Consider the following 16,228-nt stretch of genomic DNA (forward strand, 5'->3'; position numbering starts at 1 on the left):
GCGAACCTCACGATCTCCGGCCCGCACGGGCCGGAGATCGTTGCGTCTGCGTACAGTGCGCGGTATGGCCACCGTCCCGCCGCGTCCGGTGCGCATCGAACTCGCGGACCTGGTGCTGCGCGCACCCGTGGACGCCGACGAGCCGGCGATCGCCGCGGCGTTCACCGATCCGCCCCTGCTGCAGTGGAGCCCACCCCCGCCCGGCACCGACGTGCTGACCTGGATTCGGCAGCGCGCGGACTGGTCGAGCGGCACGAGGGTCGGCTGGGTGGTGTCCGACCCCGGCGACGGCCCGGTGCTGGCAACGGTCTCGGTGCGCGTGGACGCCGCGATGGACCACGGCATGATCGGCTACTGGACGGTCCCCGAGGCCAGGGGCCGGGGCATCGCCACCCGGGCCGTGCGCGCCGCGTCGCGGTTCGCCTTCGACACGGTCGGCCTGCACCGGATCGAACTGTGCCACGCGGTGGACAACCCGGGCTCGTGCCGGGTGGCCGAGAGCGCGGGCTTCCCCCTGGAGGGCGTGCTGCGCCAGTCGTACCGCTACGGCGACGGCGATCGCCACGACGAGCACCTGCACGCGAAGCTGCGCACCGACCCCGATTAGGGCTACGTGAGGGGCGGCAGCGACTGCTGTGTGTGCAGGACGGGCGAGAAGAGATCGCCATGGGTGGACAGCCGCTCGCCGATGGTGCGGATGGTGAACGCGTCCGGGCGCAGGGCGGGATCGTCGAGCTCGTCCCACGTGATCGGCGCGGAGACCGGCGCGCCCGGGGCGGGGCGCGGGCTGTAGGGCGCCACGAGCGTCTTGTTGACCGCGTTCTGCGTGAAGTCCAGCCGCGCCCGGCCGCCCCGCTCGGCCTTCTCCCACGCCCAGCTCACGAGGTCGGGCACCACCGCGCCGATCGAGCGCGACAGCCCCTCGACCCACGCTCGCGTCTCGGCGAACCCGGGCCCCCGTGAGATCGGTACCCAGATCTGGATCCCGCGTTGCCCGGTGACCTTCGCCCCGGCCTCGACCCCGAGATGCTCGAACGCGGTGCGGTGCAGCCGGGCCAGCACGAGCAGGTCCTCCCAAGCGGTGCCGTCACCGGGATCGAGGTCGACGAGGGCGTACGACGGGCGGTCTGGATGGTCCACTGTGGACGTCCACGGGTGCCACTCGAGGCCGCCGTAGTTCGCCGCCCACACGAGCGCGGCGGGCTCGTCCGCCACCAGGTACTCGGTGCCGGACCCCGGCTCGCGCCACCGCGTCAGCCACTGCGGCGCGTGCGCCGGGAGCGCCTTCTGCCAGAACCCGGGCGCGTGCGAACCGTTCGGGAACCGGTGCAGGTTGAGCGCGCGCCCGGCGAGATAGGGCACCACGGTCGGCGCGATCCTCGCCGTGTACCGCAGCAGCTCCCGCTTCGTGACCGCCTCCTCGTCGCCACGCCCGGGGAAGAGCACCTTGCCGAGATTGGTGACCCGAAGCCGGCGCCCGTACACCTCCCACGTGCCGTTCTCGCCGATCGCGTCGAGCCCGGCCTCGTTGCGGAGCGATTCGAGCCCCCCGATCGCACTCTCTGCCGCGCGTTCGCGCTCATCCGCGCGTGTGTGTTCGCGCTCAGGTCCTGGTGCGCCGGCGTCCGCACCCCCGCGCTCGTGCACGCTTGCGCGAGCGCCCTCGCCCATTCGCTCACGCGTGGTGGCGTGCTTGTCCGCGCTCTTGCGTGCTCGGGCGTTCGAGCGCTCGGCCTTGTTCGTGTGCTCGGCTTCGTTCGTGTGGCCGGTCTTGTTCGCGTGCTCGGTCTTGTTCGTGTGGTCGGTCTTGTTCGCGTGCTCGGTATCGTTCGCGTGCTCGGCTTTGCGCGTTCGCTCGTCCTCGGCTTTGCGCGTTCGCTCGTCCTCGGCTTTGCGCGTTCGCTCGTCTTCGGCTTTGCGCGTTCGCTCGTCCTCGGCCTTGAGCCGGAGGGCCGCGCGTTCGGCGGGCAGTTCGGAGCGCCACTCCCACTCGGGATCGGCCTTCACCTCGTCGCTGGAGCGTCCACTGAGGACGGAGAGCGGATGCTCGCCCGGCTCCCACCCGGCGACCGCGTGCTCGTCGCGCTTCTTGAGCAGCAGCCACTCGTCGCGGCGGGTACGCACCATGACGAACCGGCCGCGCAGCTTCTCCCCGAAGAGCTCGACGTGCAGCTCCCCGGCGTCGAGCGCGGCCCCCGGATCCGGGTCCTTGTACGGCACCCACGCGCCGGTGTCCCACACGATCACGTCTCCGCCGCCGTACGTGCCGGCCGGGATCACACCCTCGAACGCGACGTACTCCATCGGATGGTCCCCGACCTTGAACGCCGCCCGGCGCACCTTCGGGTCGAGGGTCGGGCCCTTGGGCACCGCCCAGCTGACGAGCACCCCGCCGACCTCGAGCCGGAAGTCGTAGTGCAACCGCCGGGCTCGGTGCAGCTGCACCACGAACCGCAATTCGGACACCCTCCCAGTGTCGCGCACCTGGCCCTTCGCCCTGCTCGTAACCCGGTCGCGCGACGGGCGGTCGTGAACGACGGGAGGTGCGCGGCGGGTGGTGGCTCTCTGCGCTCGTGCCGGTCTGCGGTGTGAGCGGCCCGGGCGGCAGTGTGGGCAGCGGTGGCGGTGTGGCGGCTGACCGTCCTCGTGCCGGTCGCGGTGTGGGCGGGCCGTGCGGCGGCTCCCCGCGCTCGTGCCGTGTGGCGGTGTGAGCGGCCCGTGCGGCGGTGGCGGTGCGCCCGGCGGTGGCGGTGCGCCCGGCGGTGGCGGTGCGTGCGGCGGTGGCGGTGCGTGCGGCGGTGGCGGCGTGGCGGCTGACCGTGCTCGCGCCGGTCGCGGTGTGGGCGGGCCGTGCGGCGGCTCACCGTGCTCGTGCCGTGTGCGGTGTGGGCGGCTCGTGCGGCGGCTGCTCGCGGTGCGCGCGGCGGTGGCGGTGTGGCGGCTCACCGTGCTCGTGCCGTGTGGCGGTGTGGGCGGCTCGTGCGGCGGCTGCTCGCGGCGGTGGCCGTGCGCGCGGCGGTCGCAGTGTGGGCAGCGGTGGCGGTGTGGGCGGGGCCCGTGCGGCGGCTTCCCGTGCGCGCGGCGGTCGCGGGTGTGGTTGGGCCGCGGCGGCGGGCGTGTCCCAAGGACGGCGTCTCGCCGCGCTCGTAGCGGCCGTCGGCGCCAAGGCCCGGTGCTCCACGGCACGGGCTGGCGCGCCATGTGTCGGCGGCCCACGTGCCGGCGGCCCACGTGAAGGCGGCCCACGGGCTGGCGCGCCACGGGCTGGGCGCGCTCTCCGGGCCGTGGCGGCGGATGGCTCCGCCGCCTGTCGAGCGGCGTGCGGGGCGGCGCGCCCGGCGGCTTTTGATCAGCTCCCGTTGGCGCGCCGTCGTCGGATTGCGTCAGGCTGAAGTCGTGCGGCGGGTGGCGGTCTCGGCTCGGACCGGGCTCGCGCGGCTGCTTTTGATCAGCGCCTGCAGGCACACGGCCGCCGTCGGGGACAGGTCGGTCGCGGACAGGTCGTCGGCCAGGATGCCCGCGTCGCCCAGGTCGTGGCGGCCCGCCAGGACCGTCATCTCCACGTGGGGCGCCCGGCCCGTCACGTCCGGCAGGGTGCCGTGCCAGTGGTGGTGGAGGCGGTCCGTGTATTCGATGCCGGCCTCCTCCGCCAGGGCGCGCCGCGCGGCCTCCTCCGCCAGGCCGCGGCGGGTGAAGGCGTTGGTGGCGGGGTCGGCGGGCTGGATGCGCGCGACCGGGGGCGCCCACTGGCCGGGCTCGAAGGCGGCGGTGGGGGAGCGGCGGCGGAGCAGCACCGCACCCGCCGGATCGACCAGCAGCGCCATGGCCAGCCGGAGGGGTGGCGCGGCCGGGTCGGGGGCCGGGAGGCGGCCCAGGGCGGTGAGCACGCGATGGCGCAGGATCGCGTGCTGGCCCCGGCAGCGGTTCGGCGGGCCCTCGGGCGGGACCACGACGGTGCCCGGGGTGACGAGTTCGCCGGGGCGGAACTGGTCGCGGGTCAGGTCGAGCTCGGTGCCGTCGGGGAGGCGGTTCCAGTAGTGGACGCCGGCCGGTTCCCCGCCGGCCGTGACCCGGCCGAGGAGCAGGTCGCCGCCGAGGACCTCGCGCACGACCAGGGCGGTTGTGCCGCACTGGCCGCGGGACGGGTTGCCGGGGTGCCAGTCGGCGAGGTCGGACGGGTCGCATGTCTCGGGACCCCAGGAGCGCAGCAGGAGGGGGAGCAACATGGCCGCATCATGCCGGAGGGGTACGACAAAAATGCATCGCCGCAGCTCAGGAGGCTATCAAGCCGACAAATCCCCTGTCGGGGTATAAATCCGAAAAGTCCGATCACGAAGTGTCGGACTTTTCGGCAATCAAGGTCGAGGAATGTCAGTTGCCCATCGAACGTGTTGAGCCGACCAAGGCGGAGGAATGTCAGTTGCCCAACCGAAGGCGCTGAGTGCCAACCAAGGTGGGGGAGTGTCAGTTGCCCATCGAACGTGTTGAGCCGACCAAGGCGGAGGAATGTCAGTTGCCCAACCGAAGGCGCTGAGTGCCAACCAAGGCGGGGGAGTGTCAGCTGCCCCATGAACGTGCTGAGCCGACCGAGGTGGAGGAAGGCCGGCGCCCGCCGGCACCCAGCGACGAAGCGCCGGTCGCACGCGAACCGTGGCGAAAGATCAGCCCTCGGCGTGCCAGCGGCGAAACAGCGCCAGCTTCTCGCCGGCCCGCTCGTCCACCGCCGGCCCCAGCGCATTCGTCTCCGTGAAGAAGGTAACGGCCGCGATCACGTCCGCGCACTCCTCGATGAGCCGCGCCCGCAGGTCGGTGCCGTCGTAGTAGGTCTCGCGGCCCGAGGCGCCGACGAGCTTCGCCAGGATCTGCACGAGCTCGCCGGCCTCCTCGGCCAGTTTGGCCAGGCCCGGCCAGGTTGTGGAGCCGATCTCGTACGGGCCGGCCGGAGGATGGGCGCGATCAGTCACGCCGGCAGCGTAGTCACACCTCGGACGGCATGAGGATCCACAGGATCGGGTAGACCAGGATCTGGCTGCCGGGGATGACCAGCAGCGCCAGGACGAAGAGCAGGCGCGCCACCCACGGGTCCAGGCCGAAGCGCCGGCCGAGGCCCGCGCACACGCCGCCGAGGAGCCGGCCGTGCATCGGCCGGACGAGACCCTGCCGGCGCATCGAGCCGTACACGCTGTCCATTGTCGTTCTCCTATCGCGATCGGGGTACTACCAGCGTCGCCGCGCCGGCACCCCAGCCGCATCAGGGGACAGCCCCGGCAAGCCCCTGACAACGGTCCAGATGTATCGACCGCCGCACGCCTGACAGGATGGGCGGTATGGGCCCCGATCCGATCCGTTCCGCCGTCGAGCAGGCGCCCTTCGTCCTGCTCGTCGCCGAGGGTCCCCAGCTGCGGATTCTCGGCGTCAGCCGGGCCGCGCTGGCGATGACCGGCGAGCGGGACGTCATCGGCCGTCCGCTGCGCGAGGCGCTGTCCGATCTCGCCGGGCAGGGCTGGCTCGACGCCTACGACGAGGTGTACCGCACCGGCGTCCCCGTCGCCGGCCAGCGCTGGCGGGCCCATCTGGCCCAGCCGGACGGCTCGGTCCGCGAGTTCTACGCCGATTTCAGCATCAACCCGTGGCTGGAGCCGGACGGCACGGTCCGTGGCGTGATCGCCGGCGGCATCGACGTCACCGAGATCGTCCAGGCTCGCCTGGAGGCCGAGCGGGACGCGGATGACCTGCGGGAACAGTACCGTCAGGCCCGCGACGTCGTCGACGCGCTCCAGCAGGCCCTGCTGCCCCGCGGGCTGCCCCTGCTCCCGGGCGCCCGGGTCGCGGCGAGCTACCTGCTGGCCGGCGCCGGGACGGCCGCCGGCGGCGACTGGTTCGACGCGGTGCCGCGCGCGAGCGGCACCCTCGCGCTCGTCGTCGGCGACGTGGTCGGCCACGGGGTCACCGCCTCGGGCGTGATGGGCCAGCTGCGGGCCGTGCTCCAGGACCGCCTCGACGACGGCGCCGGCCCGGCCGAGGCCCTTGCCGCCGCCGACCGGTTCGCGCGCCGGGTGCCCGGGGCCCGGGCCGCGACCGTCTGCGTCGCGGTGCTGGACCTCGGCAGCGGCGCCGTGGAGTACTGCACCGCCGGCCACCCGCCCCCGCTGCTCGTCACCGCCGCCGGGGAGCCGCGCTTCCTGGCCCCGTCCGGCGCCGGTCCGCTCGGCACGGGCGGCACCTTCCCCGTCGCCACCGAGCGGCTGGACGTCGGCGACGTGCTGCTGCTGTACAGCGACGGCATCATCGAGCGCCCCGGCCGCACGGTCGCGGCCGCCTCCGGCGAGTTCGCCCGGGTCGCGGCCGCCGCCGTCGCCGGGCGCGCCCTGCACGCGCCCGACGTGTCCCCGGCCGAGCGCGCCTGCACCCAGACCGTCGAGCTGCTCGTGCGGACCACCGGCTACCGCGACGACATCACGCTGTTCGCCGCGCAGCGCTCGGCCCCCGTCGAGCCGATGCACACCGACGTCCCCGCCGACCTGACCCACCTCGGCGCCCTGCGCAAGACGCTCGGCTCCTGGCTCGAGACCGTCGCGGTGACGGGGGAGGACGCGTTCGCCATCCAGCACGCCGTCGGCGAGCTGGCCACGAACGCGGTCGAGCACGCCCCGCCCGGCGGCAGCGTCGCGGTCACCGCCCGCCTCACGCCGCTCGGGGTCGCCGAGATCACGGTGGCGGGCCCGGGGCCGTGGCGCGAACCGCGGAGGGTCTCCGAGCGCGGCCGCGGCCTGGCCCTGTCCTCGCAGCTCGTGGACGAGCTCACGATGGATCGTTCCGGCCGCGGTACCGTGGCGACGCTCCGCCACCGCGTCACCCGCCCCGCCGCCCTGCTCGGCGCGGCCGGACCCGGGCCCGCCGACGTCGCGGAGCCGGACGAGTTGATGTCCATTGTGGACTCCGAGGACGCCGCGACGGTCCTCGTCGCCGGTCCGGTCGACGCCGCGACGGCCGAGCGGCTGCAGCACGAGCTGCTGTACCGCTCGCGCGGCGGCACGGTGCCGCTGACCGCCGACCTGTCCGGCGTGACCCACCTGGCCAGCGCCGGGGTCGCGGCCCTGCACGCGATCGCGGCCCGGCACCGCGCCCACGACACCGCGCTCACGCTGCTCGCCCCGCCCGGCAGCCCGGCCCGGCACGTGCTGGCCCTGGTCGCGCTCCCGCACACCTGACCGCTCCCGCGCCGGAGGTACGTATGATCACGCCCGCGCTGCGGCGCAACGTCACCGCCACGTGGGGGGAGCCCGGCGCCCGCTGGCTCGACGCGCTGCCCGAGACCGTCGCCGCCGTGGCGCGCGACTGGGGGCTGAGCGTCGGGGCGCCGTTCGACCTGTCGTACCACTACGTCGTGGCGGCCACCACCGCCGGCGGCGAGCCGGCGGTGCTCAAGCTCGGGGTGCCGGGCGGCGGGTCGCTGGAGGAGGAGTCGCGGGCGCTCGCGGCGTTCGGCGGGCGGGGCGCGGTACGCCTGCTGCGCTCGGATCTGGAGCGCGGCGCCCTGCTGATCGAGCGCGCCGAGCCGGGCGTGCGGGCCCGCGACCTGCCCGACGCCGAGGCGACCGCGGCCGTGGCCGATGCCATGCGCGCCCTGCACGTGCCCGTATCCGACCGTCCGGCGCCCGGCCGTGCGGCGGTCGCGGCCGTGGCCGATGCCGTGCGCGCCCCGCACGTGCCCGTACCGGACCGTCCGGCGCCCGGCCGTCCGGCGATCGCGGCCGATGCCGTGCGCGCCCCGCACGCGCCCGCGCCGGTGCCGGGCGCGGCGGCGCCCGTGCTGCCGGACGTGCTCAGGCAGGTGCGCGCGTTCGACGCCCACCTGGCCCGGTTCCCCGGCGACGACCCGTTGCCGCGCGCGTTCGTGTCCGCCGCGGCCGGGCTCATGCGCGAGCTGTGCGCGTCGGCCCCGTCCCGGGTGCTCCTGCACGGTGACCTGCACCACGACAACCTGCTGTCCGCGCGGCGGGCCCCCTGGCTGGCGATCGACCCGCACGGGTTGAGCGGCGACCCGGCGTACGAGATCGGCTCCTGGCTGTTCAACCCCGACCCCGGCGACCGCGACCCGGCGCTGCTGGCCCTGGTGCCCGGCCGCCTCGAACGGCTCGCCGACCGGCTCGGGCAGCCGCTGGACCGCCTGGTGGCGTGGGGCTTCGTCAAGGCCGTGCTGTCGGACGTGTGGATGGCCGAGCGGTGGAGCCCGGGCGACGCGTGGACCCCGGCGAGCCGCGCGCTCGACGTCGCCACGCTCCTGCGGCCCCGGCTGTCGTGACGTACCTCGCTTGCGCCTGATACCCCCCTGGGGTTTATTGTGGCGTAGGCTGGAGGTACCCCCAGGGGGTACACGACACGAGGAGCGCGCGATGCTGACGACCTACACCGTGACCGGGATGACCTGTTCGCACTGCGTCAACGCGGTGACCGAGGAGCTCGGGCGCCTCGAGGGCGTCTCCGCCGTCGCGGTCGACCTGCCGACCGGCGCCGTGACGGTGACCAGCGACCGCCCGCTCGACCCGGCGGCGGTGCGCGAGGCCGTCGACGAGGCCGGCTACGCGGTGGCGGGCTGAGCCGTGCCCAGCCTGAGCGCACCGGCACGGCTCGGCGCGTACACCGCCGGGCTGGCGGGACTGTTCGCGGTCGCGTTCGGCGCGGGCCACCTGGCCGGACCCGTCGCGCCGCCGCCCGCCCCGGCGCACGCCGACATGCGGCCGCACGCCGCCGGCCTGCCCGCGGGCCTGCAGATCGCCGAGGACGGCTACACGCTCGTGCCGCTGGTGTCCGAGCTGCGCGACGAGTTCCGCTTCCGCGTCGACGGGCCCGACGGGCGGCCGGTCACCGCCTACACCACCGCGCACGGCAAGGAGCTGCACCTCATCGTGGTGCGCCGCGACCTGACCGGCTTCCGGCACCTGCACCCCGTGCGCGACGCGAGCGGGGTGTGGAGCGCGCCGGTGCCGCTCGCCGGGGCCGGGCCGTACCGCGCCTTCGCCGACTTCGTGCCCGCCGGCCGCGCCGAGGGGCTCACGCTCGGCGCCGACGTCGACGCGCCCGGCGACTACCGGCCCGTGCCGCTGCCGGCGCCGGCCCGGACCGCGAGCGTCGACGGGTACACGGTCACGCTCACCGGTGACCTGCACCCCGGGGCCGCGTCCCCGCTCGCCCTGCGCGTCGAGCGCGGCGGGGCGCCGGTCACCGACCTGGAGCCGTACCTGGGCGCCTACGGGCACCTCGTCGCACTCCGCCAGGGCGACCTCGCCTACCTGCACGTGCACCCCGAGGCGGGCGCGGCCGGGCCCGAGGTCGGCTTCACCGCGGAGGTGCCCTCGCCCGGGCGGTACCGGCTCTACCTGGACTTCCAGCACGGCGGGACCGTGCACACCGCCGAGTTCACCGCGGAGGCGAGATGAACACCGTGCAGCGCATCGAGCTGTCGATCGGCGGCATGACCTGCGCCTCGTGCGCGTCGCGGATCGAGAAGAAGCTCAACCGCCTCGACGGGGTCACGGCCTCGGTGAACTACGCGACCGAGACGGCGAGCGTGCAGTACCCGGCGACGGTCACGCCGGCCGACCTGGTCGCGACGGTCGAGCGGACCGGCTACACGGCCGCGTTCGCCGAGCCGGCCGCGGAGCCGGCCGCCGAGCCGCGCGACGAGCTCGACGACCTGCGGACCCGCCTGCTCGTCACCGCGGCGCTCAGCATCCCGGTCATCGTGCTGGCGATGGTGCCCGCGTGGCAGTTCACCTTCTGGCAGTGGGCCTCGCTCACGCTCGCCGCGCCCGTCGTCGTCTACGGCGGCCTGCCCTTCCACCGGGCCGCGCTCGTGAACCTGCGGCACGGGGCCGCCACGATGGACACGCTGGTCTCCGTCGGTACCGTGGCCGCCTTCGGCTGGTCGCTGTGGGCACTGTTCTTCGGCAGCGCGGGCGAGCCCGGGATGACCCACCCGTTCACGTTCGCGATCGGGCGCACCGACGGCAGCGGCGACATCTACCTCGAGGCCGCCGCGGGCGTGACCCTGTTCCTGCTCGCCGGGCGGTATTTCGAGGCCCGCGCCAAGCGCCGCGCCGGCTCCGCGCTGCGCATGGTGCTCGAGCTCGGGGCCAAGGACGCCGCGGTGCTGCGCGACGGCGCCGAGCACCGCGTGCCGGTCGCGCGGCTGCGGGTCGGGGACCGGTTCGTGGTGCGGCCGGGGGAGAAGATCGCCACCGACGGCGTCGTCGAGGAGGGCAGCTCCGCGGTCGACGCGAGCCTGCTCACCGGCGAGTCGGTGCCGGTCGAGGTCGGCCCGGGCGCCGCCGTCACCGGCGCGACCGTCAACGCCGGCGGCCGCCTGCTCGTGCGGGCCACCCGCGTCGGCGCCGACACCCAGCTCGCCCGCATGGCCGAGCTCGTCCGGCAGGCCCAGAGCGGCAAGGCCGCCGTGCAGCGCCTCGCCGACCGCATCTCCGGCGTGTTCGTGCCCGTCGTCATCGCGCTCGCCGTGGCCACGCTCGGCTTCCGGCTCGGCACCGGCGCCGGCGCCACGGCCGCGTTCACCGCCGCCGTCGCCGTGCTCATCATCGCCTGCCCGTGCGCGCTCGGCCTGGCCACGCCGACCGCGCTGCTCGTCGGCACCGGCCGCGGCGCCCAGCTCGGCGTGCTCATCAAGGGCCCCGAGGTGCTGGAGCAGACCCGGCGCGTGGACACGATCGTGCTGGACAAGACCGGCACCGTCACCACCGGCCGCCTCACGCTGCTGGCCGTCGACCCCCGCCCCGGCGAGGACGCGGCCGAGATCCTGCGGCGGGCCGGCGCGGTCGAGCACGCGTCGGAGCACCCGGTGGCCCGCGCGGTGGCCCGAGCGGCTTCCGAGGCCTCGGTACTGCCCGCCGTCACCGACTTCCGCAACGTCCCCGGCCTCGGGGTGCAGGGAACCGTCGACGGCCGCACGGTCCTCGTCGGGCGCGCCGGTCTGCTGCGCTCCCACGGCATCGACATCGACACCGAGGGCATCCTCGTCGCGTGGGACGGCGCCGTGCGGGGCGGCCTGCGCGTCGCGGACGCCGTGAAGCCGACGAGCGCGGAGGCCGTACGGCGGCTGCGGGGCCTGGGACTCACCCCCGTCCTGCTCACCGGCGACGCGCCCGAGGTGGCCCGGTCGGTCGCCGCCGAGGTGGGCATCGACGAGGTCATCGCCGGGGTGCTGCCCGAGGGCAAGGTCGCCGCGGTGCGCGACCTGCAGGCCCGCGGCCGGGTCGTGGCCATGGCCGGTGACGGGGTCAACGACGCCGCGGCCCTGGCCCAGGCCGACCTCGGCCTCGCGATGGCCACGGGCGCCGACGCGGCCATCGAGGCGGCCGACCTGACCCTGGTGCGGCCGGACCTGCTCGCGGCCGTCGACGCCATCCGCCTCGCCCGCGCGACGCTGGGCACCATCCGCGGCAACCTCTTCTGGGCCTTCGCGTACAACGTGATCGGCCTGCCGGTGGCGGCACTCGGCCTGCTGAACCCGATGCTGGCCGGCGCGGCGATGGCGCTGTCGTCGGTGTTCGTGGTGGCCAACAGCCTGCGGCTGCGTGCCTTCCGCTCGATCGCCGCCTGACCGCCGCCGCCTGTCCCGGCCTCGTATCTGCCCCATCGCCGGTGGGCGCGGCGATCGGTCGCGGGCCGTGGTTCGGCCGATGGGTGTGCGGGCGCGGTTTTTTGTCGTACCCCGTGGCTAAGGTGCCGCCATGGACGCCCTCGACGTGACCGCTGCGGTCCGCCCGCTCGCCGATGCCGCCGCCCTGGCCGTGCGCCTGCTGACCGCCCGCTCCCCGCAGCCGGTCCACGCCGCCGTCCTGCTCCACGCCGCCGGCACGACCCTGACCCTGACGGCAACGGACGGCTCCCTGACCGTCCACCTGGAGGTCGAGGCCGCGGTGCACACCCCGGGCCGGGCCCTGGTCTCCCGCCGGGGCCTGGCCGAGACGCTGACCGCGCTGCCGTCCCCGGAGTCCCGGCTCGTAGCCGAAGGCTCCCGCCTGGCCGTGAAGGTCCCGGGCGCCCGCTTCGCGCTCCCGATCCTCGCCACCACCGCCGAGTCCCCGGCCACGTCCGCACCGGCCCCGCCGGCGACCGGTGACCCGGCCTCGGGCGGTGACTCGCCTGCGGACAGTGGCCCGGCCTCGGGCGGTGGCCCGATCCCCGGTGACGGTTTGGCGTCGGGTGCCGGCTCGGGTGCGGGCGGTGGCCGAGCCCTTGGCGGTGGCTGGGCGCCGGACGGTGGCCGGGCTTCGGGTGGTGGCTTGGGTTCGGGTGGTGGCTTGGGTTCGGGTGGTGGCCTGGGTTCGGGTGGTGGTCTGGCCCGGCGCGGCGCCTGGTCCTCGGCGGCGGCGCTGCCGCCCGAGGCGGGTCGCGTCGACGGCCCGTCACTGCGCGCGGCCGCCGCCGCCGTGGCCGGGGCCGCCTCACGCGAGCACGCCTTGCCCATCTTCACCGGCGTGCGGTTCCGTGCCACCGGCGAGACCCTGACCCTGCTGGCCACGGATCGCTACCGCCTGGCGGTGGCGACCGTCCCGGCCGTCTCCACCCCGTTCGAGGCCCTGGTCCCCGCCTCCCTCCTGACCCGCGTCGCCCCGGTCCTGGGTCGCGCCGGCTCCGTCGCCCTGCACGCCACCGGCGACCTGTTCGCCCTGTCCTGGCCCGGCGGCAGTGTGGTCACCCCGACCCTCGGCGACGCGTACCCCGATGCCCAGTTCGAGCGGCTCCTCGACGTGGAACCCGAGTGCGTGCTCGAGCTCGACGCCGACTCCCTCGCCGCCGCCGTCGAGCGGGCCGCGGGCTATGCCGGTGAGCACGGGCGGGTGACGCTGCAGAGCATCGAGGGGGCGGTGCTGGTCGGGGCCGCCGATCCGCTGCGGGGCGAGTCGGAGGAGAGCGTCAAGGCCGCGGTGCGCTCGGGGCAGGCCACCCGCGCCTATCAGGCCCGGCTGCTGGCCGAGGCGCTGCACGCCTTCGCCGGCGCGACGGTGACCGTGCGCATCCAGGCGGCGCTGCGCGCCACGGAACTGAGCGCGCCTGAGTCGGGGCTTCGTTACCTGGTCGTCCCGATGCGTGCGCCGGGTCAGGGCTGAGCGTGCGTGATGGTGCGCGTTCTGGCGGCGTTGCGCGCCTCGGACCTGGGTGCGGCGGTGTCGGGGCTTCGTTACCTGGTCGTCCCGATGCGCGCGCCCGGTCAGCCCTGAGCACGCGTGGCGTGGTGGAGTGTCACCCGCCGGGCCACTCGTCCAGGAGGTGCAGGCGGATCAGGGCCGCGTGGGACAGCGGCTTGGACAGGTCGGACACGTCGCCGTTGGTGGTGTAGTCCAGCAGGGCGACCGGGCCGGCGGCGGCCAAGCGGCGCAGCTGGGTCAGCTCGGCGGTGAGGTTGTGGGCGAGGACGTGGCGGTAGGCGGGCAGGTAGATGCGCCGGCGGGCGGTCTCGTAATCCAGCAGGTCGGCGCCGTCCAGGCCGGCGCGGTGGCCGAGCACGGGGCCGTGGCGGCGCACGGTGCGCTTCAGGCCGGTCATGCGGGTCGCCTGCAGCAGGGCGCGGTCCACGTCGGCGGACTCGAAGACCTTCAGGGCCTGCCAGATCGCCTCGACGGAGGTGCCGGTCGCGCCCGGGGTCAGGGGGACCGGGATGCCGCCGTGGGGGTAGAACGGGCTGAACCGGACCCACGGGTGCGGGCCGCGTGAGGTGACGTCGACGACGGTGGCGGTGGCCGCGGCGGTGGCGTGGCGGCCATGGTGCACGACCCGGATCTCCATGACCCGCATCCTGCCCCAGGGGTACGACATTTTCCCGGCCGCGGAGCGCCGCGGCCGCCCGACGCACGGCCGGGAACCGCGGGAGAGCGCGCGAGAGCCGTCGGAGAGCGCGCGAGAGCCGCCGCAGTGCAAGGCCGGGGACCGCCCGCCGGGGAGCGTGTGCGAGCGCCTGAGAGCATGGCCGGAGACCGCCGCTGGAGAGCGCGCGAGAGCCGCCGCCGAGCAAGGCCGGACACCGTCGCCGAGTGCACCCGTGACCGCTCGGGACCATTGCCCGCGCACAGCTCGGAAACGCGCGCGCGAGCGCGAGTGGGAACGCTCGGGGAGCGGGACGGGGACGGCCCGCAAGCGGGTGCGGTTTTCGGCGCGCGTGTGGTGGGTACGCCGTGGACGCGATGAAGGAGGAAGATGTGCCGCAGCACGACATGCGCCTGCAGTTCTCGCTCGAACTCCCGCGTGACGCCGCTCTGGTCCGCGACGCCCGCCGGACGCTCGACGGCGCCCTCGCCGGGGCCGGTGTGACCCAGGAGTGCCGCGACGACATCCGGCTCGCCCTCACCGAGGCGTGCGGAAACGTCGTGTCCCACGCCAGTCTCGCCAGCGACTATCACATCGACGTGACGGTCGAGGGCGGCGAGTGCGTGATCGAGGTCACCGACGACGGCGGCGGGTTCGACCCGGCGCGGGCCCCGGTCGCCGAGCCCGTCCGGCCGGAGACGGAGCCGGGGCGGCTGGAGGAGCACGGCCGTGGGCTGCACGTGCTCGCCGCCGTGGTCGAGAAGCTCGACGTGGTCTCCGTGGAGGACACCGGCACGCTGGTGCGATTCAGCAAACACCTCCAGTGGGACCCGTCTGGACGAGAGTAATCCGACGTCCGGACGTATGCTTGCCCGGACGAACGGCCGAACACTACGGATAGTGCACATAATCGTGACGGATGATGTCCCCGGGAACGGGGCGTGGAGAAGGGGCGGGACGCCGATGCAGGTCACCTCGACGGTCGAGGGGTCGCGCGCCGTGGTCACGGCCAGCGGCGAGCTGGACGTCGCCACCGCCCCGGAGCTGCGCGCCTACCTGCACAAGGTGGTCGACGACGGCGTTACCACGCTGGTCGTCGACCTCAGCGACGTCGGATTCCTCGACTCCACCACGCTCGGCGTGCTCATCAGCGTGCACAAGCGGCTGGCCGAGTCCGGCGGCGTGGTCGAGCTGGTCATCCCGCACGCGCGGCTGCTGCGCATCTTCCAGATCACCGGGCTCGACCGGGTGTTCACCATCCACAGCTCCCTAACCGGAGCCGCTGCCCAGTGACGGCGGGCCGTAGGCGGCGTTGAGCACCTGCATCGCCGCCCCGGCCGCGATCACGTCCCCGCCCAGCGCCGACACGGACACGGTCACCGTGAGCCAGTCGGCGCGCGGCACCTGGGACCGTACGGCCGAGCCGACCGCGGACAGGTAGACCGCACGATGGCGGAGCAGGTCCGCGCCCGCCAGCACCACGTGCCCGACATCGGTCGTCTGCAACAGGTTGACGACCCCGACGCCGAGCAGCCGGGCGGCGAGGGGCACGTCGCCGCCGGCCACGGCCGCGTCGTGCAGCACTTCGAGGCACCCGGACCGCCCGCACACGCAGCGCGGCCCGTCGAACTGCACGACGGTGTGCCCGAACTCGCCCGCGTTCGTGTGGGCCCCGCGATACGCGGCCCCGCCCAGCCACAGCCCGGCCCCGATGCCGGACTCGACCATGATGAGCACGCCGTCGCGGAAGTCGCGGCCGCGGCGCCAGGCCTCCGCCGTCACGCCCGCGGTCACGTCCTTGTCGAGGTGCACCGCCGATCCCAGCCGCGCCGCCGCCAGCTCCCGCAGCGCAACGTCGTGCCAGTGCCGCAGCCGGTGCGCGTCCCGCACGATCCCGTTGGCGTGGTCGAGCGGCCCCACCATCCCGAGCCCCAGCCCGGCGATGCGCGCCGGGTCGACGGGGTGGCGCCGCAGCAGCCGCGCGCGCGCCGAGCCGACGGCGTCCAGCAGCTCGTCGGGCGTGAAGTCGGGCGGCAACGGCTGCGACGAGCCGGCCAGCACCGAGCCGAGCAGGTCGGTGAGGACGAGCCGCACGCGGGTCCGGGCCACGTGCACGCCGATCGCGAAGCGGCTCGCGGCGACGATCCGGTAGATGGTCGCCGGCTTGCCGACCCCGCGGCGGCGCACCCCGCCCGGCTCGATCAGCCCCTCGGCGACCAGCCGCGCGAGCACCTTCGAGACCGCCTGGGGGGTGAGGCCGGTCGCGGCGGCGACGGACGCGCGGTCGAACTCGGGCCGGGTCCGGGCGAGGCCGACCACCAGCGCGTCGTTGTACTCGCGCAGATAGCCGAGGCCGGCGCCGGGCGTGTCCACGACCACAGCCTATAACGCAACAGCGTTGCTA

At 75.0% G+C, this 16,228-nt stretch carries 15 protein-coding genes; 9 read left to right on the plus strand and 6 right to left on the minus strand.

The genetic code is table 11. The features are described 5' to 3' along the window. Positions 1 to 64: 64 nt before the first annotated feature. Positions 65 to 607, plus strand: coding sequence for a GNAT family N-acetyltransferase (locus ACQP2P_RS18230; protein ID WP_433617526.1), 543 nt, complete (start codon positions 65 to 67; stop codon positions 605 to 607). A 2-nt stretch (positions 608 to 609) separates the two neighbouring features. Here ACQP2P_RS18230 and ACQP2P_RS18235 read toward each other — a convergent pair whose 3' ends face one another. The 4 genes from ACQP2P_RS18235 to ACQP2P_RS18250 form a co-directional block, all read right to left on the minus strand. After that, on the minus strand, positions 610 to 2,466 hold the full coding sequence (locus ACQP2P_RS18235; protein ID WP_433617528.1) for a DNA polymerase ligase N-terminal domain-containing protein: 1,857 nt from the start codon (positions 2,464 to 2,466) through the stop codon (positions 610 to 612). A gap of 917 nt (positions 2,467 to 3,383) precedes the next feature. Next, positions 3,384 to 4,226 carry a YunG family protein gene (locus ACQP2P_RS18240; RefSeq protein WP_433617529.1) on the minus strand — a complete coding sequence of 281 codons (843 nt, stop codon included), beginning with the start codon at positions 4,224 to 4,226 and terminating at the stop codon, positions 3,384 to 3,386. Positions 4,227 to 4,661: 435 nt separating this feature from the next. Further along, positions 4,662 to 4,964, minus strand: coding sequence for a hypothetical protein (locus tag ACQP2P_RS18245; RefSeq protein ID WP_433617530.1), 303 nt, complete (start codon positions 4,962 to 4,964; stop codon positions 4,662 to 4,664). A 13-nt stretch (positions 4,965 to 4,977) separates the two neighbouring features. Next, the gene (locus tag ACQP2P_RS18250; protein ID WP_433617532.1) at positions 4,978 to 5,190 is read right to left on the minus strand and encodes a PspC domain-containing protein; all 213 of its coding nucleotides are present in this window, start codon (positions 5,188 to 5,190) and stop codon (positions 4,978 to 4,980) included. A gap of 137 nt (positions 5,191 to 5,327) precedes the next feature. Between ACQP2P_RS18250 and ACQP2P_RS18255 the strand changes: the two genes are divergently transcribed. The 6 genes from ACQP2P_RS18255 to ACQP2P_RS18280 all read left to right on the plus strand — a co-directional run bounded on the left by ACQP2P_RS18255 (position 5,328) and on the right by ACQP2P_RS18280 (position 13,130). After that, positions 5,328 to 7,211, plus strand: a complete 1,884-nt coding sequence (locus ACQP2P_RS18255) for a SpoIIE family protein phosphatase (protein ID WP_433617533.1) — start codon at positions 5,328 to 5,330, stop codon at positions 7,209 to 7,211. Between the two features lie 23 nt (positions 7,212 to 7,234). After that, complete coding sequence (locus ACQP2P_RS18260) at positions 7,235 to 8,305, plus strand: aminoglycoside phosphotransferase family protein (RefSeq protein ID WP_433617535.1); 1,071 nt, start codon at positions 7,235 to 7,237, stop codon at positions 8,303 to 8,305. A gap of 91 nt (positions 8,306 to 8,396) precedes the next feature. Next, positions 8,397 to 8,600: a heavy-metal-associated domain-containing protein gene (locus ACQP2P_RS18265; protein ID WP_433075971.1), complete on the plus strand. Its 204-nt coding sequence runs from the start codon at positions 8,397 to 8,399 to the stop codon at positions 8,598 to 8,600. A 3-nt stretch (positions 8,601 to 8,603) separates the two neighbouring features. Further along, positions 8,604 to 9,440 carry a hypothetical protein gene (locus ACQP2P_RS18270; protein ID WP_433617537.1) on the plus strand — a complete coding sequence of 279 codons (837 nt, stop codon included), beginning with the start codon at positions 8,604 to 8,606 and terminating at the stop codon, positions 9,438 to 9,440. Further along, a complete protein-coding gene (locus ACQP2P_RS18275) occupies positions 9,437 to 11,617 on the plus strand; it encodes a heavy metal translocating P-type ATPase (protein WP_433617539.1) in 2,181 nt (726 codons plus the stop codon). The genes ACQP2P_RS18270 and ACQP2P_RS18275 overlap by 4 nt, the downstream gene beginning before the upstream one ends. Positions 11,618 to 11,747: 130 nt before the next feature. Continuing rightward, positions 11,748 to 13,130, plus strand: coding sequence for a hypothetical protein (locus ACQP2P_RS18280; protein ID WP_433617541.1), 1,383 nt, complete (start codon positions 11,748 to 11,750; stop codon positions 13,128 to 13,130). A 133-nt stretch (positions 13,131 to 13,263) separates the two neighbouring features. Here the strand turns inward: ACQP2P_RS18280 and ACQP2P_RS18285 are convergent, their stop codons facing one another. Further along, the gene (locus ACQP2P_RS18285; RefSeq protein ID WP_433617543.1) at positions 13,264 to 13,806 is read right to left on the minus strand and encodes a DUF6939 family protein; all 543 of its coding nucleotides are present in this window, start codon (positions 13,804 to 13,806) and stop codon (positions 13,264 to 13,266) included. Positions 13,807 to 14,201: 395 nt separating this feature from the next. Between ACQP2P_RS18285 and ACQP2P_RS18290 the strand changes: the two genes are divergently transcribed. Next, positions 14,202 to 14,672 (plus strand): ATP-binding protein, encoded by a 471-nt coding sequence (locus ACQP2P_RS18290; RefSeq protein WP_433075963.1) that lies wholly within the window; start codon positions 14,202 to 14,204, stop codon positions 14,670 to 14,672. 64 nt (positions 14,673 to 14,736) lie between these two features. Further along, the gene (locus ACQP2P_RS18295; RefSeq protein WP_433617545.1) at positions 14,737 to 15,117 is read left to right on the plus strand and encodes an STAS domain-containing protein; all 381 of its coding nucleotides are present in this window, start codon (positions 14,737 to 14,739) and stop codon (positions 15,115 to 15,117) included. On the opposite strand, the gene ACQP2P_RS18300 is transcribed toward ACQP2P_RS18295, so the two are convergent. Beyond that, complete coding sequence (locus tag ACQP2P_RS18300; protein WP_433617546.1) at positions 15,094 to 16,197, minus strand: ROK family protein; 1,104 nt, start codon at positions 16,195 to 16,197, stop codon at positions 15,094 to 15,096. The two genes, ACQP2P_RS18295 and ACQP2P_RS18300, sit on opposite strands and share 24 nt — an antisense overlap. Between the last annotated feature and the right edge of the window lie 31 nt (positions 16,198 to 16,228).

This window comes from Dactylosporangium sp. CA-139114 (genome assembly GCF_050955725.1).
In the GTDB taxonomy this organism is placed as follows: domain Bacteria; phylum Actinomycetota; class Actinomycetes; order Mycobacteriales; family Micromonosporaceae; genus Dactylosporangium.